Source organism: Bifidobacterium sp., from assembly GCF_022647885.1.
GTDB lineage: Bacteria > Actinomycetota > Actinomycetes > Actinomycetales > Bifidobacteriaceae > Bombiscardovia.
Genome location: NZ_JALCLM010000001.1, coordinates 738,797 through 756,132, shown reverse-complemented (window position 1 = coordinate 756,132; position 17,336 = coordinate 738,797). Strand labels below are relative to the sequence as shown.

The window sequence follows — 17,336 nt, the reverse complement described above, 5'->3', positions numbered from 1 at the left end:
CCGCAGGCCGAGGGCTACCAACAGGCATCACGCACCCCACAATCTACACAGCGATATCCAGAAGAGAACGCTGCGGGTTTAATATCTTGTCACCTTTGGACACATTGCAACGCAAATGCGCCAATTGAACATTCTTGCGAGTATGCATACCGCCTTTTGACAACGGAACGATATGGTCAAGGCTCGCGGACATCGGGTCGGGATAGGCAAGGTCTTCATCTACCTTCAGGCCACAGATACCGCAATGCCACTTATCGCGCTCGTAGATATCCAAGTTAGTGAAATCTTCGACAGGTCCATTCGAATTCTTGCGTGCCCGGCGCTTCTCGTAGTTCTTGCGCCTCCGCTCGTCCCAAGGATCCCGCAATTTTCCTTCAGCGCGAAGAAGACGCTTGTAATGCATATTGCACATGCCACGCGCACGAACGTGACGGCAGCATCCGCCCTCGGAGCAAATCTTCGTCTTGCTGTCTTTGCCATTATGCTTTTCCATGCACCAGGAAGAGCAATATTTCTGCTTGGTGGTATTCTTCGCAATGAACTCGATTCCGCATTCAGGGCAAACCTTTGTACTGGAGTCCCTTCTAGCCTTCGCTCTCGCAGAGCGCCTAGCAGTACATTCGTCTATCCGGCATTTTCTAGAGCAAAACTTCTGATGACTGCAACTCAAGGTTGTAAACTCAACGCCACAAAAAGCGCAAACACGAATAATTGAAACTTTCCTGATCGGCTTGTAATGCTTGGCGTTATATGCCTTCATATACGAAATCTGATGCTTTTTATTGCACGGTTTACATCTTTTACAATACCATTCAGAAATAATCTGACAACCACAATCAATACAGATAGACTTAACCATATCAACTCCCTTACTGAGTTGGTCAAGCCCCCGGAAGCGCCAACTTCGCGGGGGCATTCACTTACCCTCCATCATACTGGAAAAATTACGAAAACCTCGGAAAACTCAAATCCCTAGTTATGATTTTCTTGCGAGCCAGCTCACCAGCGGTCTTTCACCCCACCTTGAGGGACCCTCCCCCGGGGGTGTGTCGGGACCGTTCGAATCGGTTCAGGTTTGACGAAACGTTTTGTTTTAGTCGTTTGTCTTTACGTCTGATCTCGTTGTCGCTGTCATTTCCATCGCTCGCGCATGCGGATGCTGTTGGCTTGCCCTGCGCTCCTGTTGCAGTGTGCGTGTTCGGGTCCGGTCCATCGGGTGCGGTCGTCACTGTGCCCCAAGTCCCAAGCTTGATTCGGTTTGACAATCTGTCCGCATCGTTTGCACACGGGATGCGCGCCCTGGGCTAGTAGGTGTTGCCACCGGGTCCGCTCCATCTGGTGCGCCCTGCCGTATCCGCGACGTGCGGCACTGCCCCGCTTCCGCTCATGCGCAACTGTATGTTGCTTGCAATATCGAGTGCCAAACGGAACAAGCTGCGGGCAGTTCACCCACGCACATCTACGCATAGGCATGGGGTATCACCTATGCCATGCGGGGATGTTCCCTGCATGGTTGGGGTAGAGGGGTTCATGTGTGTCTTCGATCTGATATGTAGGCAGGTATTCGACATGTGCCGACCCCTCGCAGCGACTGCGGCAAAGAGACGGTATCCGCACCTGCGTGAAGTACGACACCAGTCTTTTCGTGGCATCGTCTATGATTTGTCGGCCTTCGCCGTCAAGGGCGACAACATACCCGTAGAGGTACTCACCATCGGTGAACACCGTGTTGCCGCGCTCGAAGTCGAGGGAAGGTTCGTAACTACTGCTCACCGCTTTGAAGAATGACTCGCGTTCAGAACCATAGAGTTCCACTCGTTGTACCTTCACGGTCAAGGGAGACGAGACGCGCTGCACATTCCAAGGCCATTGCAGTTTGGCGGTTGCCTTTCCTCTTGTCAACATGTCTTCCACCACCCGTTTCGGTTATGCGTTCGTTCGGAAATGTGAATGCCCTGCTCTCGTCTGCCTTGTTGGGCTCTGAATGTTGTGGCGAGGCAGGGCAAGTGTTTATTCTTCGATGGTGAAGCAGTCTGCACCCATGCTGAATAGTCCGACGGTGACGTATGGTGCTTGGGCTGGTGGTGATACCCAGCTGATGCGTCCGTTGCCGCCGCTGTTGATTTCCTCGAGTGGTGTGGTGTCGCATACGAAGGCGAATGGTGTGCCGTATGGCAGGACGGGTTCGAGGGCTTTGCGGATCTTCTCGCGGAAGGCTTCGGCTTCCTCTTCGCTCATCGTGTGCCTCCGTGTGAAGTGTGGTGCCCGGTGGTGAAAGGTGTAAATGCCACCAGGCAAGTATGTGTGGTTTCCACTTGGGCACTTGGGAATTCTCGGCTTTCGCCTGCTCCCATTCGGGAACCCAGTGCGTGTCCCTATCACGCAGAAACCACAAGAATATGTAGGCAGAGGCTTGGACGCTGCTTTCGGAGTAATCCATTTGAGCTTGCCTGACCTCTGGTGAGGATTATGGTGGTGCCCACCAATGGTGGGCAGTCGCATAGCGATCAACCTATACGGGATGCACTCGGATCCATTGACCTTGCATCCATCGTTCCTCTGGCGGGAGTCGAACCCGCTCTCTTAAGTTCATGGAGTTGCCGTCTCGATCAGAGGATGCTCATGAACCTAGATCCGTGAGCCCATGGGTTGCAATGGCGAACCACCGCATCCCTACGTGTTGCCGCCCGCTATTTGACGGCAAGAATGTGTTTAGCGGTAGTGAGGTTCGCTATTATCCCTAACTGGCGAATCGATTGAGTGCGCAGGTAGATACGTGTAGTAGCGGATTCCTGAATAGGTTTCTGTTGCTGTGAAGGTCACGTGATGTTCCCAAATTGGGTTCCCTACGTGATCTAGCTCGTTGGTTGGGGTGCCTTGTATCCATTCGCCTTCATGGTAAAAGTGCAAGGAGTTGTCATCGATGTGGATGGTTTCTGGGATGCCATCTACTGCTATGTCATGCACGCGAATCTGGACATCAATCATGTTTCACGACCTTTGATAGCACTCGTAACGCGGAGGGCCCGGTGTTCCCGAGCCCCACATATGAAAATAATCAATCTAGATAACTTTACGTCCACAGTTTGTGAATGCAAATAACGTCCACAGTTAGCGGGTGACCGCCGCCCACACGTCCCAGAGCAGGAATACCGGTTTACCGTCTTGAGTGCTGACGCTGTTGATGATGCCGCGTCGTTTCCATTCGCTGATGGTCTGCCTGCGTACTGTGATTCCGCAGTTTTTCAACAGTTTGCTGAGTGCTGCTGCAGTGCCTTGTGCGTCGGATATGGCTAACTTGAATATTCGTTGTTCTTGGACTGATGGGATGTTGATGGTTTGTCCGCAGTTGCATGGTTGCCAGCCTACGGCTAGGTCGTCTTCGCTGCTCCATACGTCGTCTCCACAGTAGGGGCATTGTCCGATGAGGATGCGGCTTTGTGGTGGCTCCAATTGTCGGTCGAGGCGTCTGCTGGCGATGGTGGCGAGGGTGTGGATGCTGGCCGCGTCCCTGCGTTGCATCAATGCTGGCGTGCGTGATGCTGCGCCTTTCAACAGGCTTTCGGCGGGGAGTTTCCGGTATGGGAGCGTGAGCACGCCGGCGAGGGTGACGGCGTATTTTTCGATGCTTTGCTGCAACTGCCATGCTCCCGCGTTCAAGGGGATCGGGGCGACTGTGCGTGCCCCGTGGCCTTGTTCACGCGCCATGACGGTAGCTTTCTTCGCGGCGACAATACGCAGGTCGGGCAGGCGCGCGGCCAGGTGACGCAAAGTGTGCGCCAGCTCGCTCGTGCAATTGCCGCACACCCTGCCTCCGCTGGTTTCCGCGCCGCATACTTGGCAGCCGACGATAACGCTTACCATGTTGGCCCCTTGTCTGCGAGTGATTGCCTCAATCCGTTGATGACGTTCTGGTTGTAGCCGAATTCGCGGCGAATCCGTTCATCGTCGGCTCCTTCGCGGATGAGTTGGATCGCGTGCTCGTACTGTTTCTCACGACTCATCTGTTTTCTCGCTTTCGTAGGGGTTGACTGGTATTTGGTCTGGGTGACGTATAGCGAACGCGTATCCAGCGTCACTGCCTTCCTCCCACGCTGCGGCTTTCACTTGGTTAATGAATCGTTGCCAGCGGAGTTCGCTCATGCCCCAGCTAACATCCTCGCCACGCTGGTACGCGGTTTTCACTTCACTCTCGGTTGGCGTGAACGTACCTAAAACCATTTCTTTCGTGGTCTGAGCGTCTTGGGAACGGTAATGGCTATCCTTATCGGTCTTGATGTCTACCGGGCCGCTCTGAGGGCTGATATAGCGTTCAGTCATGTTGTTTCTCCTAAAACGTCGTGTAGGTTCATGTGGTCGATGCGTCCTGCGAAGTGGTGGCCGATGTGTTTGCGGGGTTTGCATTCTGGTGGTTCGAGTATGTGTCCGCGTGACTGTTCGGCGGCTTGCGCCACGGCTTGCAGGAACGAGATGCCTTGGTTGACGAGTTTTGGTACTTGCTGTGCTGCTAGCCATAACGCGTCACCGTCCAATCCCACGTCGATGAGCGCGGTGTCGATCTCGTTCTTAGTGAGTTTCGCGGCGGGACGGTTGGCTTTCACTAGGTCGGCAATATCGCCTGGTTGGATCATGCCGAAATCGTGGTGCGTGCCGAACCATCGCGCCACCGCAGCCAGACACTCCTTGAGGGTCGGGTCGCATGCGTCGTTGATGATCTGGGCGAACAGGATCGCGTCGTCCTTCGTGGCGCTGCGATGGTCGATGTGCTTGACGGCGGTCATCAGATCCCAGGCATCAATCGGTGAGAGCAAGACGACCACCTCCCCTCTGCTCCGATTCAAGTTCGGCACGGATGCGCCGATCCTCGTCCCATTCGGCCTGAGCCTTCTGCGCCTTCGTGACATAGCCGTTGAAGCGTGGCGACTCCGGTTCGTTGCCCCATGCGCCTGCGTTGAGCCATGACGCCGGATACTTCGTGTAGCGTTCCTCGCGGTTGGGATCGTCGCGGTATCGTCGGGCTCCATCGCACAGTTCCTCGAAGGTTGTCTGCTTCAATGCCTTCACGAACGCTTTGCGTGCGTTCTTCGGATCCTTCTTCTTCGGATAGATCGCATACCATTGGTCGAACATGTCGCTCTCGGTTTTTGTCGTTTCGCGACGGTTAATGGTTGTAGGTTGTAGGTTATGGTTAATGGTTAAAGGATGTGGATACTCTGGCGATACGGTATCCGATACCCTATCGGATACCCTATTTTCAATCAGTTCGATAGGGTTTATTTCCGGCTCTGAAAACAGGTTCTCCACCTTGCTGAAACCACTCCAATCGGGACGGTCCTCATGCAGTCTCTTGACCTCGTGGACGATGACGCCACGGAGTTTGGGAGACACCACGGCGGCGTAATTGTTCGCCACCGCGACCGCGACCTTTGGGCTTTTCAACGTCTCATCGTTACGCAGGAACGAACGAATCAGCACCTCCTCCGTGTCCTCGTCCGTCACGATATACAGGCCGTCCTCAAGCTCCCTGCTTGCCTCCGTTACCCGACGTGCCGACTGCCCCTTGGACAGAGCAGCCAGACGCTTGGGACGCCAGTCAGCCACCCCACACAGACTCAACGTGGGATGCGTGAGCAACTTGAAATATAACGCCTGAGCCTGCTCCGAAAGACCAATGAAATCACTGTCCCCCCAAATCTGAACCGCCACCTTCGCGTACTGTCGAGTCATCACCACCACCTCCTTTCATCCATACGATCCAATGTGTCCCGGTCTGCTTGGGTTGCTTGTTGCCGAACAACGGAGCTGCATCAGTGCAGGCCAGGATGCGACTCAACGGGATCTGCGTCTCGTTCCACTTGAAGATCAGCACCCCGTAAGGCATCAGCACCCGGAAGCATTCGAGGAACATGCGCCGCAAATCGTCCTGCCATGTCTCCCTGTCAAGCGCCCGTATTTTTTAGCCATGTACGAGGTGGCACCCACGTTCTCCAAATGCGGCGGGTCCAGCACCACCATGCGGAACGAAGCATCAGGGAACGGCAGTTCCCGGTAGTCCATCAACTGGTCGGGTTTCACATCGAAGCGACGCCCATCACACAACTCCCACGACTCGTCACGCACATCACCGAACAGCACACGGTCATCACGTTTGTCGAACCAGAACATGCGCCCACCGGACGCCGGATCAAGCACCGGCTGCAATGCCACCATCACCGCCTCCTTTCCAATGCTTGTATTGCGCCCTGTACCGCGTATGAAGGGCGAGCCAGCCGACATGTTCCCAACTGCTGTAGCAGCAGTCGATGCAGGCTGATCCGTGCCATTTCTCACGCCACCACTGGCCGCAGTCAGGGCAGCGGGCCACGTGCCCGCCAAGCTTTGAAGCACGAGGCAGGGAACACTGCTGAATAGCATGCTCACTCATCGGTGGCTCCTTCTCCTATGTCGTAGTGGTGTCGTGCGGTCATAATCTGCCAAAGCATCTCCGAAGATTGTCGCTTTCTATACGACTGGTCCTCACCCATTCCCAGAAATGCACTAATAAGCGCAGTCCGTGGCTTGTTTGGCACCAAAACCCCATTGACTCCCCTAGGCAGCATTATCTTCTGATGAAGCTCTTCGGCGAATTCCCTGGTGGTCACCAAATAATTCAAATCCCCATAGAACGTGAGACCATTACCGCTTTTGAAATCAGCCATGCACGACTTAACCTCGTAAAACTCGAATCTCCCAAGCTCCACACTCGCCGGTTCAACCACATAATTCGGCGTGAAAGGCTTGAACCCCACGAAATCAACCCTCCGATTCCTAGGGGTACCCTTGTCAAAATTCACCTCTGGAGCCCAGAACATTCCACTGCTACGCAACCGCTTCTCCACCAAAGCAGACAGCATCTCAGTCGTCTCTCGTCTATTACTCATGAGACACCGGCTTATAACGATCGGGATACCCCACACCAAGCTTGTTGCACAACGCTTCCCAATCAGACTCAGTAGCGAGATCGTCCGGATCGAGATACTCTTCGTAGCTGATGGACCAACCGTGCCCATGACGGAGCCAAGCAAGGACAGTCTCATTCGGACATTCATCCTCAAACCCGCCCAGATCGAACGGATCAAGGTAAGGAACTCGCTGCACCCGAACATCAGTGAATTCCATACCGAACAGGCCCGCGGCATCAGCTTTCGCTTCTCCAGCCGACCTGTAACTGCCGCAGTAGTAGATTCCCTCACCGTTATCAACCTCAAATGCCTTCAAATCACTCATCGACTTCTCCCTCCTGTTCCTTGACCTCCTTGTACCAACTGCAGCATTCAGCCTTCTTCTCTTCGCAATCGGCACATACGAAATGACCGCAGTATTCGCAATCGAAACGAACATCACCGGTCCTATGACAGATGGAGCATTGATAATCCTCGGGGATACCAAACACTTCGGCCCGCGTGGATGACGGCTTGGTGGTGGAGTATGAAACGATGATGTTCCGCGTGAATTCAATGACGCGGCCGCATTCATCGCATTCAGTCCAGCCGTTCTCGTCATTCGGACTGCACTCCCAAGATTCACCAAACACGTTGCCGCAATACGGGCAAACAATCTCATCGGTATATTCATGATCAATATCACTCATCGACGCTCACCGCCTTACGTGCAGCAGCAAGAGCGATACGAGCGTATTCTCGATACTTCTTCTGAAGTGAGTTTTTTGCTTCATCCCAATGCGGCATTCTCTCTATGTGTCCACCGCGATTTCGGTCTTCCTCGCACATTGCTACGGCCGCCGCCTCAATCTCCGCTTCAGTAGGCTCACGCTGGGCCTGCCATTCAGCACCATCAATGAACGCAGATTGCATATATCCACGAACAGCAAAACGCGGATACGACAGGTCTATGTACACCTCGTCACGTGGCCAGCGACGTTCTGCTTCCTGTTCAGTAATACTCATTGCTGCTCCTTGCGATGTTTTGCGATCATTGGGAATAATCCGAGGCTCAATTCGTTATTAATTCTTCGAAATTCTGCCTGGCGGCGGGCATAATCAGTAATTGTGTTAGCCGAACAGACTTTGTCTCGATAAGATTCGCTATACAAAGCATCAACAACAAGCTTCTGCTCATCCTCGGTAAGCGTGAGTGCTTCCGCGCGTATCTGAGCATCATGAGCAGCCAGCCAACGGTCAAAATTCTCTTCGTTCCGCGCGATCGCCTCAACAGGGATCTCCGTATATAACCCCAGCCTTCCTTGCACGAAAGCGTCATTAATGTTCTGCGTCGAAAGCAGATGTTCCTGTGTCATGATTCTTGTTCCGTTCCTAGTGTGATGCCGTGGTTCAAGATGAGTGCCAGGCTTTTGAGACTGAGTGAAATGAATCCCGATCGTTCTAACGGTCCGAAATTCATCGTGTTGTTCAGAAAGAGATCCTGTGGTGCTTCCCGTCGCATCATATGGATCACTTCTGGTGTCGTGTAGGCGAGCTGCTGTCCTAAAGTGTCGATGCTCCTAATACCGATGCCCGGCACTTTCTGCACCACGAAGTAGAAGGGGGCATCCAGATTCCCCGCCTCTACCGCCGCCTCGCGCAGATGCTGTTTGTAGGCTTTCGCCGCAGTGTTCTTACACTCAATACAGACCTTCTTCCCCATGAAGCACACGTTCGCAATATCGCCCATATCCTTGCTGCCGTGGAGTCTGGGACGCATGATGCGTTCATCCTGCAACGCCCAAGCCAGATAGTCACGCACCGCGGTCTCGAACCTCGTGCCCGCCGTCTTCGCGCTCTTCCTGTTCCTGCTCATGCCTGCTCCCAGTACTCGTCGAGATAATGATTCACGCCACTCATGCACTGATGCTGAGCGTTGAGATCGTCCCCGCAGTACGGGCAATGCTTCGACTCGGGAGGCGTCTCAGCCGGATACACGTACGCGCTAAAACTCAGGGTCGCCATTATTGCCTCCCCAAGGGTCGGATTGCGCCTGCGAAGTGCGCGGCTGGGCTTGTGGTGACCCGTATTGCGGTTGCTGTCCGGTGCCTGTCTGCTGTCTGGGGATGATGGTCACGTCATTGCGGTCCAGGGGGATGAACACGATGTCCGCGCTCATGTCCAGGTTCGTTTTGCCCTGGTACTCGTCGGACGTGACCAGACCGTACGCACCCACCCGATCACCTTTGTGCAGGCTGTTGAGCACGTGCTCCGCCTGGAACGTGTCCCACACCGTGACCCGATACCACAGCACCGGCGCATCCTGCCACTGGCCCTGCTTCTTGACTCTCGGTGTGACACCGATACTGATACGTGCTATCTGCTTGCCATTGACCTGCTGGAATTCGGGGTCTCGCCCCAGATTGCCGATCACCAGGCTTGGAATACCATTAAGCATTGTTCATTCTCTTTCTACGATTCACATACGGGTTATTGCCCTTGACCGGGCGAGGCTTACGGTTTTTGCACGGGTATTTGTCGCCCATCGCGTGAGGACAGCGATCCTGGCCGACATCCGGGTGATGACAGAATTCACATTCATGCACCGCACCATGCAGCAAAGGAACATCCACGGTCATAGCTCCACCTGCCTAGCAGCAACCCACACACCTATCAATGACAGTGGGAACAAGACGATCCAGGGCATGAGCCCCACACCGGAAGCAGCGGCGCATGCCAGCCAGACGAAACTCAGGAACGCCATAGCGCTGGAAACGATCAGCAGCAGGAACATGAGCGTGAACCAGACCGTGTTGATAGTGGTATCACTCATGGCGTGCCCCCAATGCCTGCTGAGTGCGGGAGACGACTAGTTCAGGTGCTGAGAGCAACTGTTCGGCTTCCACCATCGTCAGTTCGCTGGTGCTGGTGATGTCCCTGCCGGTCAACGCGTGGAACGCTACTCGTGCCGACTCTGTGTCGGTGACACCGCCCTGTTCCATGAGCTCGGCAACATGCTTGCAGTCCTCTTTCGACGGGGACGGCTCCAAGGGAGCACTCTGCACGGGTTCCGTGTCCGGTTCGACGTGAGCGTGCACGTCGTCAGGGATATCCTGCAACTCGTCGGGCGTGTAACCGGCACCGTAGAGCGCTTCAGGGCATGCTTCACGAGCCACCGCGGTAATGGCACGCCAGGTGAGCATCGTCATGGGCTGCTTCTGATAGTTCTGATTGCCCGCCAATCCCATGCTTTTCGCCCACGCTAGGTCACGGGTCACGCTGATCGGATAATCAGGATCATCAGAACGGAGCACTGTCGCGGTGACGCTCTGACTGGCCGAATCCTTCTGGATGCGTAGCTTGTGGCCAGCACGACGCACCTGCGAGGCGATCAGCTCCGCACTCATCGTCGGTTTGCCCTTAATAACTGAGATGCGGTACAGGCTCTCCGCCGGTGATAATCCCATCGACGCGCCAAACCCTACGGCCACAAGAATGTTCGCGGGCTTACCCCGATACGAGTCGGGGATAATGTCGGACGCTTCGGCGAGTTTTGCCCACTGCATCTGCGACTGCAAACCAGACTGGCTTTGCGTGGCTAGATCCTGTCCCATTCCGACACCTCCTTCTTCTTACTGCCACTGTCGATACCAAGCAGTGCGCCCGCCTGACGTTGCGCGGTCAGGTCATTCATGACCTCGTTCCACGCTTTGACCTTCGATGTGGCCACCGAGTCGGCCCTGCCGCCCGACAGCTCCACACCATCGGGCTGTTCGCCAAGATGATCGCGCACCAGTTTCTCGATCGCATCCGGTTTCGTAATGAACTCCACCGGATACAACACCTCCTCCACGCTCGACTCCTCACCATTACGTGCAAGCCACTGGCCAAACGCAACCGGATCCTTCACCCGCCATTTCGCTTCACCGCCACGCTTATAACTCACCACGCCCAACGCCGTAGTCAGATGCTCCTTCGGGTCCAAGTGGTCGGTCAGATAGCCACGCAACGCACTCTCCGAATCCTTCAATTGGTGCAGCATCGCCGTCACCAACGCCAACTGTTGCGCAGCCTCGATGGGGGTGATCTCACCCGCCTCAATTAACTCCGCCACACTCGTGCTCTCACTCATTTCAATGTCCTTCCAAAGTTTTCAATCAACCCGTTCTCATGTGCTTGCAGCGTGGGAATCACCAGGTCATCCAGTAACGCGTCAACCTCGTCCGCGTCATACAAGTCCGCACCAAACAATCCGAACCGTTTCACCGTCCGCAACCTGTGAATACGCACCTCACTGCTCGTGATCAACGACATGAGACACCTCCCACCGGCGAATCAACTGCAACGTGCGCGGATCCAAACGCTCAAAATCAAGAGGCAAACTGTGATCAGTCAATCCACTCACCCCCAGCACTCTCAGGAGCACGCCTAGCCCAGGCACGCACATCCTCAGCGGCAGCCTTCGCCAGCTGAGTATCGAAAAATTTGATAGGAAACTGGCGCGTCCGATACGCGGCCGACACGTTCTTATAAGGGATGTTCAACACGTAATGGGCCTGCAACGCAGTCCAATACTCACGATCCTTCAACGGGACAGGGTTCTTCTCAGCCATGCTCACGCCGCCTTCCCGATGCTGTTGTTGAGGATTGCCCAGATTTGTTCGAACAGCGGGCGGTCGAACTCCGTGTATGCGTACACTTTGCGAATCTGCCCTGAACCCGTGGTGATATCGGCGCGGCCTGGCTCCACGCCACGACGGGTCTTGTAGAGCTTTTTCAACTGTTTGCCGAACATGCCGGACCTGTGCTTGAGCTCTCTACTGTTCAACCCGCGTTCGCGTAGGAAGTCCTGCACGTACAAGGGGCGCTTCAATGGGTCGATCTCCGGCACCTCTCCTGTTTCACGGCCTAGGATGATGCGTGCCTTCGCCTCCAGGAAATCAGGGTGGATCAGACCCTCGGCTGCTTTCAACAGTTCGATGTTTTGCATGCGGCGCAAGTGCTGGGCGTTCAACAGGTGCTCGTTTATGGCCACACCGGTGTTGAAATACCTGTCCAAAGCGTCCGCAGCCTCACGCTGATAGGAAACCACCACATCCTTGGCGGCCTCGTTCTTCAAACGGTTCGTGTCGATGGTGGCCAGCCACATCGTGAACGTACGACGATCAATCATCGTCATGTCACGTTGCCTACCGTCTGCACCAACTGTTCGTGTGACACGAACAGTTGCCCAAGGTTGTCGTTGCAGTCTCTCGAACTGCCCAGTGAAAGAGACTCCGAGGTTTTCGCAGAGAGGCTTCAAAGCGACGAGAACCGTGTCCCCGTCTTTCTGCGCTTCGATCACCTGCCCGTTGAATGGAATCTGCGATATGCTGTTAGTACTCATAGTTATTTTTTCTTTCTGTGATGAGCCCCGGTGCAACGGGGCTCTATTTATTTGTGGAAGTAGATACCGTGCGGGTTAGGAGTTCCGCACGGCCCCTCCTAAAGTGGTTGCTAGCCGCGCATTACCAGTACGTGACCTCACAATTAGGAGAAGAATCATGAGTGCTTTAGACCCGCAGTCTTTTAACCAGGGACTGGAATTTTCGGAAGACCTTGCCAAAAACATCGGCGAATACGGTAAAGCGTTGAAAGCATGTCTCGATGTGATCATCAAGATAAAGGAACTGTTCGGCAAGAAGAAAACCAGCAGCGAGCAGACGGAAACCCCACTTGAGGCGTCCGGGGTGTCGACGTCTTCTCACAGTGTCGCTGGCAACAGCACAACCGAAACGGGAAATAACGAGACATCCACGAATACTCTTGAGTCGAGGATCTCTGACTGCGAGAATGCGATCTATGAGATAGCCAATGTGCTCGAGGAGATCACCAAAACGCTCAGCATGCACACCGATGCCGGAGGCGAGATCACCAAGACCATTTCTCAACAGACCAACCTCAGTGGACAGAGCGTCAAACAGCTCGGTGATGTCTCGAGAATCATCATCGATCAGGACCAACGAATCAAGAGTTTGGAGTCTCGACTGAATACCAAGTAGTTGCCCTCGTTGACGTTGCAATTCCAGTTGGCAGGCATTCAGTGCGATGAGTTGCAAGTGTAAACGTTCGACTATTGTTGCTGATCCGTTCACTCTGTTCATACCGCCCTTCTTTCTCGTTCCTTGAGGACTCTGCTCAACTCGTCCGGGTTGTTCGGATGTATTTCAAATGGGATTGAGTGCACCTTGGTTGGTGATTGCTGAAGAATCTGTTTAATTGCGCGCAATTCGCGTATCAGTCTCGGCTGCCCTTGAACGAGAACCAAGCCGATAACGGCGAGCCCCATTAGTTGAAAAGAAACCCCACTCATGACTGCTCCTCACTGTTGAGGATGCGATCCACGAGCAACAAAATCAGTAGTACTGGCGCACCAACTATCCAGGCAAACGCCACGATATTCACCAGCACATGCACACTCACCGTCTGAGAAAGCATCCAAATCAACGCCAACACCCACAACAACGCATGCACCGACAGTGCCACACTCAACAGCACATACTTCAAAACATGACGATTAATGTTCCTCATGATTCCTGCCCCTTGCTGGTTTTCATCAGTGCGACAATGAGAGCACCCAACCAAAGAAGGGAGGTAAGAAAATGGCGTGGAAAATTCACTTCAACGGACAAGAATTCGGGCCGCTTAGCGACGCTGATACCGAGAACATCAAGGACAGCATCGTGACGGCCGCGAGGGACGGAGAAGTAGTCGTGTTCGGCTCTGTTCTGCACGACACCCAAATCGACGGAATATGGACCACAGGTGCTCCGATTAGTTTTGAACACCTCACAGAAGACTGACGATTCCCCATCTTTCCCCTGCGCTCGCACCGTGGGGGTTTTCTTCTGTCTGCTCATGCCGTCAGCTCCTGAGACGAAACGGGTTGGGGTGCCAACAAAGGGTTGGGTGATATTTTCATTGCGTCCGCTATTGCATAGATCTCAGCAACAGTGAATGAGCTGTAAGCTCTGAGCTTCGAGTTCAATGTTGAATACGGCATCCCGGTTTTTTCGCACAGAAACTTTTTCTTAATTCCTGATTGGTCGATAGCAGAGTTGACCGCCTGAGCGATCTCATGGTCAATATCTGTGTTGGTCATATTCATAACAGTATTGGTCATAACGCTATTTGTCAACTTGAAAAGTTATGGGTTTTGCTAACAATGTTGTTTATATCTGTAGTATGATGGCGTTATGGCTAATAACATACAGAAACGATCAGAGCGGTTTGCTCAACTCTTCGGAGCAGAATTAAAAGGCACCATCGCCTCTCATGGGTATTCGCAAGGACAAGTGGCGGACGAGCTCGGGCACGCTCGCTCCACGATGTCAAAATGGCTGAACGCGAAGCCTCCCATAGACGTAGCAGTCGCAAGAAAGATATGCGATTACATCGGTGCCGATATATCTGATGTCACAAACTCCGCGAACAAACGCCTTCATGATGAGCTCGGTCCCTGGCCTCCGATCACCGTGAACCCCGATGCTCTGAGCGAAGAAGAGAAGAAGCGCCTGATAATGGAGAAGGTACGCAGAGGCGACATGAGCCTCGCGGCGAACTACGATCCAGACAAGGAAGCGGAGAGGGATTACTACCCAGATGCCGGAGCGTGATTTTCACATCGACTGCTCAATGACCTATGGCGACATGCGACGCTACGCGGAAGCGTTGGATGTCGCCATCAGCAGCGAGCTGCTTCCCGCTGGCGTCAAGGGCATCTACGACGAGAACCTCAGAATGATCATCATCGACCGTTCACTCGATTACACGCAGAAACGATGCACACTGGTGCACGAACTATTCCACTGGTCGTACTTCGACAACTCCTGCGACCCAGTGTTGCACGCGAAAGCAGAGAAACGGACGCGACGGCTCACCGCCGAACTCCTGGTGCCAACCAAAAGATTCGAATGCGTGGACCCCGAATACGAAGGTGACGCAGCATTGATCGCCAACGACATGAACGTAACCATGCAGGTGCTCAAAGACTACAAGGATCTTGTCCTTGACCGCCGGCAATATGCTTGAGCATTTTTGTGTGCGCCGTCGTTTTCGTGAGAAAACGATGCTGTCATAGTTATGTATAACGTTATGTATTAGTTATGTATACATGCGCCACTTAATAAGTAGTCTAATGGTCATAATATAAACTGTTTCCACGCCACACTATTTAGTGTTACACTGATACTATATTAAGTGTCACGTTATGAGAAGTCCCCGCTTCTCGGCAAAGAAAACACGGGGAATTCGAGGATAATACCTCACTAGCGATTATACGCCATGTGAGGGGGAAGTGTGGACTTCGTGGGATTCAGAAACACAACGATAGCCATAAAGAAAGCAGGCGATGGTGGCACGCTCAAGCTGCGCAAGGATGATGTCTTCGGCATCGACAGCTTCGCCACGCTCGTGCTGCTCTACATGGCAGCAAAAACATATGACTATCCCAAAGACGAGAATCAAAACCCTTCGATACCTGCCAGATACTACGACCAAGGCTGGAAGACAATAGCCGAAGGTCTCGGACTCTTATATGCATCGGTAAACAAAAACACCACTGATTCTGAAGAAGCAGCCTTGATAAAGAAACGTAAGGCAACCGCGAAGAACCGTATAAGCAGGGCATGGACATTCCTAGCAAAGAAGAATCTCCTCATCCAGTTGAAACCGCCATCCCTTGGTGAGAACGCGGGCTACGTGCTCCTACTCGGCGACGACGAGGAGAATGCCGAAGTCATCGAAAACGCCAAGGAAATCATCCAATAACCAGAACCATCGAGGATCGAGGAATCATGAAGTTTGGTATGCGGACGCCGAGTCTGAAACGATCGTTAAAAGCCATGACCACGTCGAAGTGGAAACGCCAGGCGAAGAAGGCCATCATCCCGGGATACGGGAGGAAAGGCGCGGGATGGGTGAAGAACCCGCGCAAAGCCGCATACAACAAGGTCTACAGGAAAACCAGCTTCAGCTTCTGGGACCTATTCAAGTAAACACCCAGCCCCGATTCCGCGGGGCTTTCTTTATTTAGTGGGCTCGACGGTCAGCGCGGTTTTACCGGTGATGTCGGCCAGCGCCTTGGTGTTCCAATGGGTGTAGTTGGCGGTGGTCGCTATGTCAACATGGCCCATGATGCTTTTGCGCGCATCCTCGGACGCTCCGGCTATGGCGAGCTGTGTGGCGAAATAATGCCGTGCGCTGCGTATCGTCACCTGCGGCAATCCCGCTGATTCCAACGCCCGGTACCAGCGGCGTCGTTCGACCGTGTTGGTTAATGGTTGTCCCTTGCGCGTGAAGATCAGATCGCCCTTCTTAAGGTCACGGTCGGAAGCCCACGCGGAGAGGTCATCCCAGAGGGCTTTGCTGACGGGCACGATGCGCTCGCCCTTCTTCGATTTCGGCGGCACCATCCATATTCCCCCGGCGACCGGTTCCGCCTTGAGCCATGAGGGTATGACCGCGCCCTTCGCATAGCGCTGCAGCTCGTGGCACACGTGGATCGCTGGCGTGCCATCGACCTGCACCAGGTCGGCCGAGGTCAGGGCGAACCGCTCCCCCTGTCTCATGCCGGTCTCGAAAGCGAGCCGCCACATGAGGCCCCACATCGCGTCATCCTCGGCACTGTCCGGCCACTTGTTCTGCCCGCGCCTGCGTTTCACCTCACCAGAACCACTTGAAGCGGCCTGTATGAGCTTCACCGGCTGCCCGGCATCAAGTATCACAGTCGGGTTCGCCTCGACCCTGGGCGGGTCGCAATGGTCGCACACATTCGATTCCAAGAGTCCCTCACCAATGGCGTCATCAAGAGCGTTGCTCAGACGACGATACGCATTGAGCGCGGTCTTGCTGCTGCGGGTCGAGGTGATGTCCTTCTCCAGTTTGCGCACATGCGCCGCAGTGAGATCACCAATGCGGACGGCCCCAATACTGTTCATGATGTTCCGGCAGTCCGAACGGTACGACTCCCAAACTCTAGGCTTGACGTTGGGGCGTTTGAATTCCTCGAGCCACCGATCCAGCCAATCCGCCAGTTTCGGTGTTTTCACGGAGGGCAACACACCTGTGGCTATGAGCCGGTCTCGTTCCTTCTCATATTTTGCCTTCGCCACGGCGGCTGTTTTACTGGTGAAGCGTTTATGTCGTCGTTTTCCTGTTGCTGGGTCTGGTGGTAGTTCGAGTTGGTAAATGGTGTATCCGCGTGTGTCGGTGGTGACGCTTCCTGATCCTTTAGTTCGTCTTCGGTCTTTTTTCCTGACCATGATCTGCCTCCGTGCCCTACCATTTTAGTGGGGACTATAGTGGGGACTATGGGAGCCGAATGTGGCGCAATGTGACGCAAAAGGCGCGTTTTTGGCGTTTAGTCACCCTGATTGT

The 17,336-nt window shown here is 54.1% G+C and carries 37 protein-coding genes; 5 read left to right on the top strand and 32 right to left on the bottom strand.

Going from position 1 to position 17,336, the window contains the following annotated elements; all coding sequences use genetic code 11:
* Nucleotides 1–43: 43 nt before the first annotated feature.
* The 3 genes from LKI20_RS03170 to LKI20_RS03160 form a co-directional block, all read right to left on the bottom strand.
* Nucleotides 44–493 (bottom strand): HNH endonuclease, encoded by a 450-nt coding sequence (locus LKI20_RS03170; RefSeq protein WP_291769775.1) that lies wholly within the window; start codon nt 491–493, stop codon nt 44–46.
* 986 nt (nt 494–1,479) lie between these two features.
* Nucleotides 1,480–1,905 carry a hypothetical protein gene (locus LKI20_RS03165; RefSeq protein WP_291769772.1) on the bottom strand — a complete coding sequence of 142 codons (426 nt, stop codon included), beginning with the start codon at nt 1,903–1,905 and terminating at the stop codon, nt 1,480–1,482.
* A 105-nt stretch (nt 1,906–2,010) separates the two neighbouring features.
* Nucleotides 2,011–2,238, bottom strand: a complete 228-nt coding sequence (locus LKI20_RS03160; protein WP_291769769.1) for a hypothetical protein — start codon at nt 2,236–2,238, stop codon at nt 2,011–2,013.
* A gap of 231 nt (nt 2,239–2,469) precedes the next feature.
* On the opposite strand from LKI20_RS03160, the gene LKI20_RS03155 reads away from it, so the two are divergent.
* Entirely contained in the window at nt 2,470–2,640 is a 171-nt protein-coding gene (locus LKI20_RS03155; protein WP_291769766.1) for a hypothetical protein, read from the top strand.
* Between the two features lie 72 nt (nt 2,641–2,712).
* Here LKI20_RS03155 and LKI20_RS03150 read toward each other — a convergent pair whose 3' ends face one another.
* From LKI20_RS03150 to LKI20_RS03015, 28 genes are all read right to left on the bottom strand, one after another.
* Entirely contained in the window at nt 2,713–2,988 is a 276-nt protein-coding gene (locus LKI20_RS03150) for a hypothetical protein (protein ID WP_291769763.1), read from the bottom strand.
* A gap of 123 nt (nt 2,989–3,111) precedes the next feature.
* On the bottom strand, nt 3,112–3,864 hold the full coding sequence (locus tag LKI20_RS03145; RefSeq protein ID WP_291769760.1) for a hypothetical protein: 753 nt from the start codon (nt 3,862–3,864) through the stop codon (nt 3,112–3,114).
* Nucleotides 3,858–4,004, bottom strand: a complete 147-nt coding sequence (locus tag LKI20_RS03140) for a hypothetical protein (protein ID WP_291769758.1) — start codon at nt 4,002–4,004, stop codon at nt 3,858–3,860. The genes LKI20_RS03145 and LKI20_RS03140 overlap by 7 nt, the downstream gene beginning before the upstream one ends.
* The gene (locus tag LKI20_RS03135) at nt 3,994–4,320 is read right to left on the bottom strand and encodes a hypothetical protein (protein WP_291769755.1); all 327 of its coding nucleotides are present in this window, start codon (nt 4,318–4,320) and stop codon (nt 3,994–3,996) included. The genes LKI20_RS03140 and LKI20_RS03135 overlap by 11 nt, the downstream gene beginning before the upstream one ends.
* Nucleotides 4,317–4,781 (bottom strand): hypothetical protein, encoded by a 465-nt coding sequence (locus LKI20_RS03130; protein ID WP_291769752.1) that lies wholly within the window; start codon nt 4,779–4,781, stop codon nt 4,317–4,319. The genes LKI20_RS03135 and LKI20_RS03130 overlap by 4 nt, the downstream gene beginning before the upstream one ends.
* 13 nt (nt 4,782–4,794) lie before the next feature.
* Nucleotides 4,795–5,730, bottom strand: coding sequence for a hypothetical protein (locus tag LKI20_RS03125; protein WP_291769749.1), 936 nt, complete (start codon nt 5,728–5,730; stop codon nt 4,795–4,797).
* Nucleotides 5,731–5,880: 150 nt separating this feature from the next.
* Nucleotides 5,881–6,210, bottom strand: coding sequence for a hypothetical protein (locus LKI20_RS03120; protein ID WP_291769747.1), 330 nt, complete (start codon nt 6,208–6,210; stop codon nt 5,881–5,883).
* Complete coding sequence (locus tag LKI20_RS03115; protein ID WP_291769744.1) at nt 6,185–6,424, bottom strand: hypothetical protein; 240 nt, start codon at nt 6,422–6,424, stop codon at nt 6,185–6,187. The genes LKI20_RS03120 and LKI20_RS03115 overlap by 26 nt, the downstream gene beginning before the upstream one ends.
* On the bottom strand, nt 6,417–6,920 hold the full coding sequence (locus tag LKI20_RS03110) for a hypothetical protein (protein ID WP_291769742.1): 504 nt from the start codon (nt 6,918–6,920) through the stop codon (nt 6,417–6,419). Before LKI20_RS03110 ends, LKI20_RS03115 begins: the two co-directional genes overlap by 8 nt.
* Nucleotides 6,913–7,266, bottom strand: a complete 354-nt coding sequence (locus tag LKI20_RS03105; protein WP_291769739.1) for a hypothetical protein — start codon at nt 7,264–7,266, stop codon at nt 6,913–6,915. Before LKI20_RS03105 ends, LKI20_RS03110 begins: the two co-directional genes overlap by 8 nt.
* Complete coding sequence (locus LKI20_RS03100) at nt 7,259–7,630, bottom strand: hypothetical protein (protein ID WP_291769736.1); 372 nt, start codon at nt 7,628–7,630, stop codon at nt 7,259–7,261. The genes LKI20_RS03105 and LKI20_RS03100 overlap by 8 nt, the downstream gene beginning before the upstream one ends.
* Nucleotides 7,623–7,946 (bottom strand): hypothetical protein, encoded by a 324-nt coding sequence (locus LKI20_RS03095; protein ID WP_291769733.1) that lies wholly within the window; start codon nt 7,944–7,946, stop codon nt 7,623–7,625. The genes LKI20_RS03100 and LKI20_RS03095 overlap by 8 nt, the downstream gene beginning before the upstream one ends.
* Entirely contained in the window at nt 7,943–8,296 is a 354-nt protein-coding gene (locus LKI20_RS03090; protein ID WP_291769730.1) for a hypothetical protein, read from the bottom strand. Before LKI20_RS03090 ends, LKI20_RS03095 begins: the two co-directional genes overlap by 4 nt.
* Complete coding sequence (locus LKI20_RS03085) at nt 8,293–8,796, bottom strand: hypothetical protein (protein WP_291769727.1); 504 nt, start codon at nt 8,794–8,796, stop codon at nt 8,293–8,295. Before LKI20_RS03085 ends, LKI20_RS03090 begins: the two co-directional genes overlap by 4 nt.
* Nucleotides 8,793–8,945: a hypothetical protein gene (locus LKI20_RS03080; protein ID WP_291769724.1), complete on the bottom strand. Its 153-nt coding sequence runs from the start codon at nt 8,943–8,945 to the stop codon at nt 8,793–8,795. The genes LKI20_RS03085 and LKI20_RS03080 overlap by 4 nt, the downstream gene beginning before the upstream one ends.
* The gene (locus LKI20_RS03075) at nt 8,926–9,378 is read right to left on the bottom strand and encodes a single-stranded DNA-binding protein (RefSeq protein ID WP_291769721.1); all 453 of its coding nucleotides are present in this window, start codon (nt 9,376–9,378) and stop codon (nt 8,926–8,928) included. Before LKI20_RS03075 ends, LKI20_RS03080 begins: the two co-directional genes overlap by 20 nt.
* Nucleotides 9,371–9,559: a hypothetical protein gene (locus LKI20_RS03070; protein WP_291769718.1), complete on the bottom strand. Its 189-nt coding sequence runs from the start codon at nt 9,557–9,559 to the stop codon at nt 9,371–9,373. Before LKI20_RS03070 ends, LKI20_RS03075 begins: the two co-directional genes overlap by 8 nt.
* Entirely contained in the window at nt 9,556–9,753 is a 198-nt protein-coding gene (locus LKI20_RS03065; protein WP_291769716.1) for a hypothetical protein, read from the bottom strand. The genes LKI20_RS03070 and LKI20_RS03065 overlap by 4 nt, the downstream gene beginning before the upstream one ends.
* A complete protein-coding gene (locus LKI20_RS03060; protein ID WP_291769713.1) occupies nt 9,746–10,534 on the bottom strand; it encodes a hypothetical protein in 789 nt (262 codons plus the stop codon). The genes LKI20_RS03065 and LKI20_RS03060 overlap by 8 nt, the downstream gene beginning before the upstream one ends.
* Nucleotides 10,519–11,052 (bottom strand): hypothetical protein, encoded by a 534-nt coding sequence (locus LKI20_RS03055; protein WP_291769710.1) that lies wholly within the window; start codon nt 11,050–11,052, stop codon nt 10,519–10,521. The genes LKI20_RS03060 and LKI20_RS03055 overlap by 16 nt, the downstream gene beginning before the upstream one ends.
* Nucleotides 11,049–11,234: a hypothetical protein gene (locus tag LKI20_RS03050; protein WP_291769708.1), complete on the bottom strand. Its 186-nt coding sequence runs from the start codon at nt 11,232–11,234 to the stop codon at nt 11,049–11,051. The genes LKI20_RS03055 and LKI20_RS03050 overlap by 4 nt, the downstream gene beginning before the upstream one ends.
* 74 nt (nt 11,235–11,308) lie before the next feature.
* Nucleotides 11,309–11,533, bottom strand: coding sequence for a hypothetical protein (locus LKI20_RS03045; protein ID WP_291769705.1), 225 nt, complete (start codon nt 11,531–11,533; stop codon nt 11,309–11,311).
* A gap of 2 nt (nt 11,534–11,535) precedes the next feature.
* The gene (locus LKI20_RS03040) at nt 11,536–12,306 is read right to left on the bottom strand and encodes a phage antirepressor N-terminal domain-containing protein (protein WP_291769702.1); all 771 of its coding nucleotides are present in this window, start codon (nt 12,304–12,306) and stop codon (nt 11,536–11,538) included.
* 166 nt (nt 12,307–12,472) lie between these two features.
* Nucleotides 12,473–13,063: a hypothetical protein gene (locus LKI20_RS03035; RefSeq protein ID WP_291769699.1), complete on the bottom strand. Its 591-nt coding sequence runs from the start codon at nt 13,061–13,063 to the stop codon at nt 12,473–12,475.
* Nucleotides 13,060–13,272, bottom strand: a complete 213-nt coding sequence (locus tag LKI20_RS03030; RefSeq protein WP_291769696.1) for a hypothetical protein — start codon at nt 13,270–13,272, stop codon at nt 13,060–13,062. The genes LKI20_RS03035 and LKI20_RS03030 overlap by 4 nt, the downstream gene beginning before the upstream one ends.
* Entirely contained in the window at nt 13,269–13,490 is a 222-nt protein-coding gene (locus LKI20_RS03025) for a hypothetical protein (RefSeq protein ID WP_291769694.1), read from the bottom strand. Before LKI20_RS03025 ends, LKI20_RS03030 begins: the two co-directional genes overlap by 4 nt.
* On the bottom strand, nt 13,487–13,819 hold the full coding sequence (locus LKI20_RS03020; protein ID WP_291769692.1) for a hypothetical protein: 333 nt from the start codon (nt 13,817–13,819) through the stop codon (nt 13,487–13,489). The genes LKI20_RS03025 and LKI20_RS03020 overlap by 4 nt, the downstream gene beginning before the upstream one ends.
* Nucleotides 13,816–14,082 carry a helix-turn-helix domain-containing protein gene (locus tag LKI20_RS03015; RefSeq protein WP_291769689.1) on the bottom strand — a complete coding sequence of 89 codons (267 nt, stop codon included), beginning with the start codon at nt 14,080–14,082 and terminating at the stop codon, nt 13,816–13,818. Before LKI20_RS03015 ends, LKI20_RS03020 begins: the two co-directional genes overlap by 4 nt.
* 73 nt (nt 14,083–14,155) lie before the next feature.
* Here LKI20_RS03015 and LKI20_RS03010 point away from each other — a divergent pair, with 73 nt between their 5' ends.
* From LKI20_RS03010 to LKI20_RS02995, 4 genes are all read left to right on the top strand, one after another.
* Nucleotides 14,156–14,575 carry a helix-turn-helix domain-containing protein gene (locus LKI20_RS03010; protein WP_291769687.1) on the top strand — a complete coding sequence of 140 codons (420 nt, stop codon included), beginning with the start codon at nt 14,156–14,158 and terminating at the stop codon, nt 14,573–14,575.
* Nucleotides 14,562–14,990 (top strand): ImmA/IrrE family metallo-endopeptidase, encoded by a 429-nt coding sequence (locus LKI20_RS03005; RefSeq protein ID WP_291769685.1) that lies wholly within the window; start codon nt 14,562–14,564, stop codon nt 14,988–14,990. Before LKI20_RS03010 ends, LKI20_RS03005 begins: the two co-directional genes overlap by 14 nt.
* Before the next feature lie 276 nt (nt 14,991–15,266).
* Entirely contained in the window at nt 15,267–15,728 is a 462-nt protein-coding gene (locus LKI20_RS03000; protein WP_291769682.1) for a hypothetical protein, read from the top strand.
* Nucleotides 15,729–15,754: 26 nt separating this feature from the next.
* Nucleotides 15,755–15,955, top strand: coding sequence for a hypothetical protein (locus LKI20_RS02995; RefSeq protein WP_291769679.1), 201 nt, complete (start codon nt 15,755–15,757; stop codon nt 15,953–15,955).
* 30 nt (nt 15,956–15,985) lie between these two features.
* Here LKI20_RS02995 and LKI20_RS02990 read toward each other — a convergent pair whose 3' ends face one another.
* Nucleotides 15,986–17,221, bottom strand: a complete 1,236-nt coding sequence (locus LKI20_RS02990) for a tyrosine-type recombinase/integrase (RefSeq protein ID WP_291769676.1) — start codon at nt 17,219–17,221, stop codon at nt 15,986–15,988.
* Between the last annotated feature and the right edge of the window lie 115 nt (nt 17,222–17,336).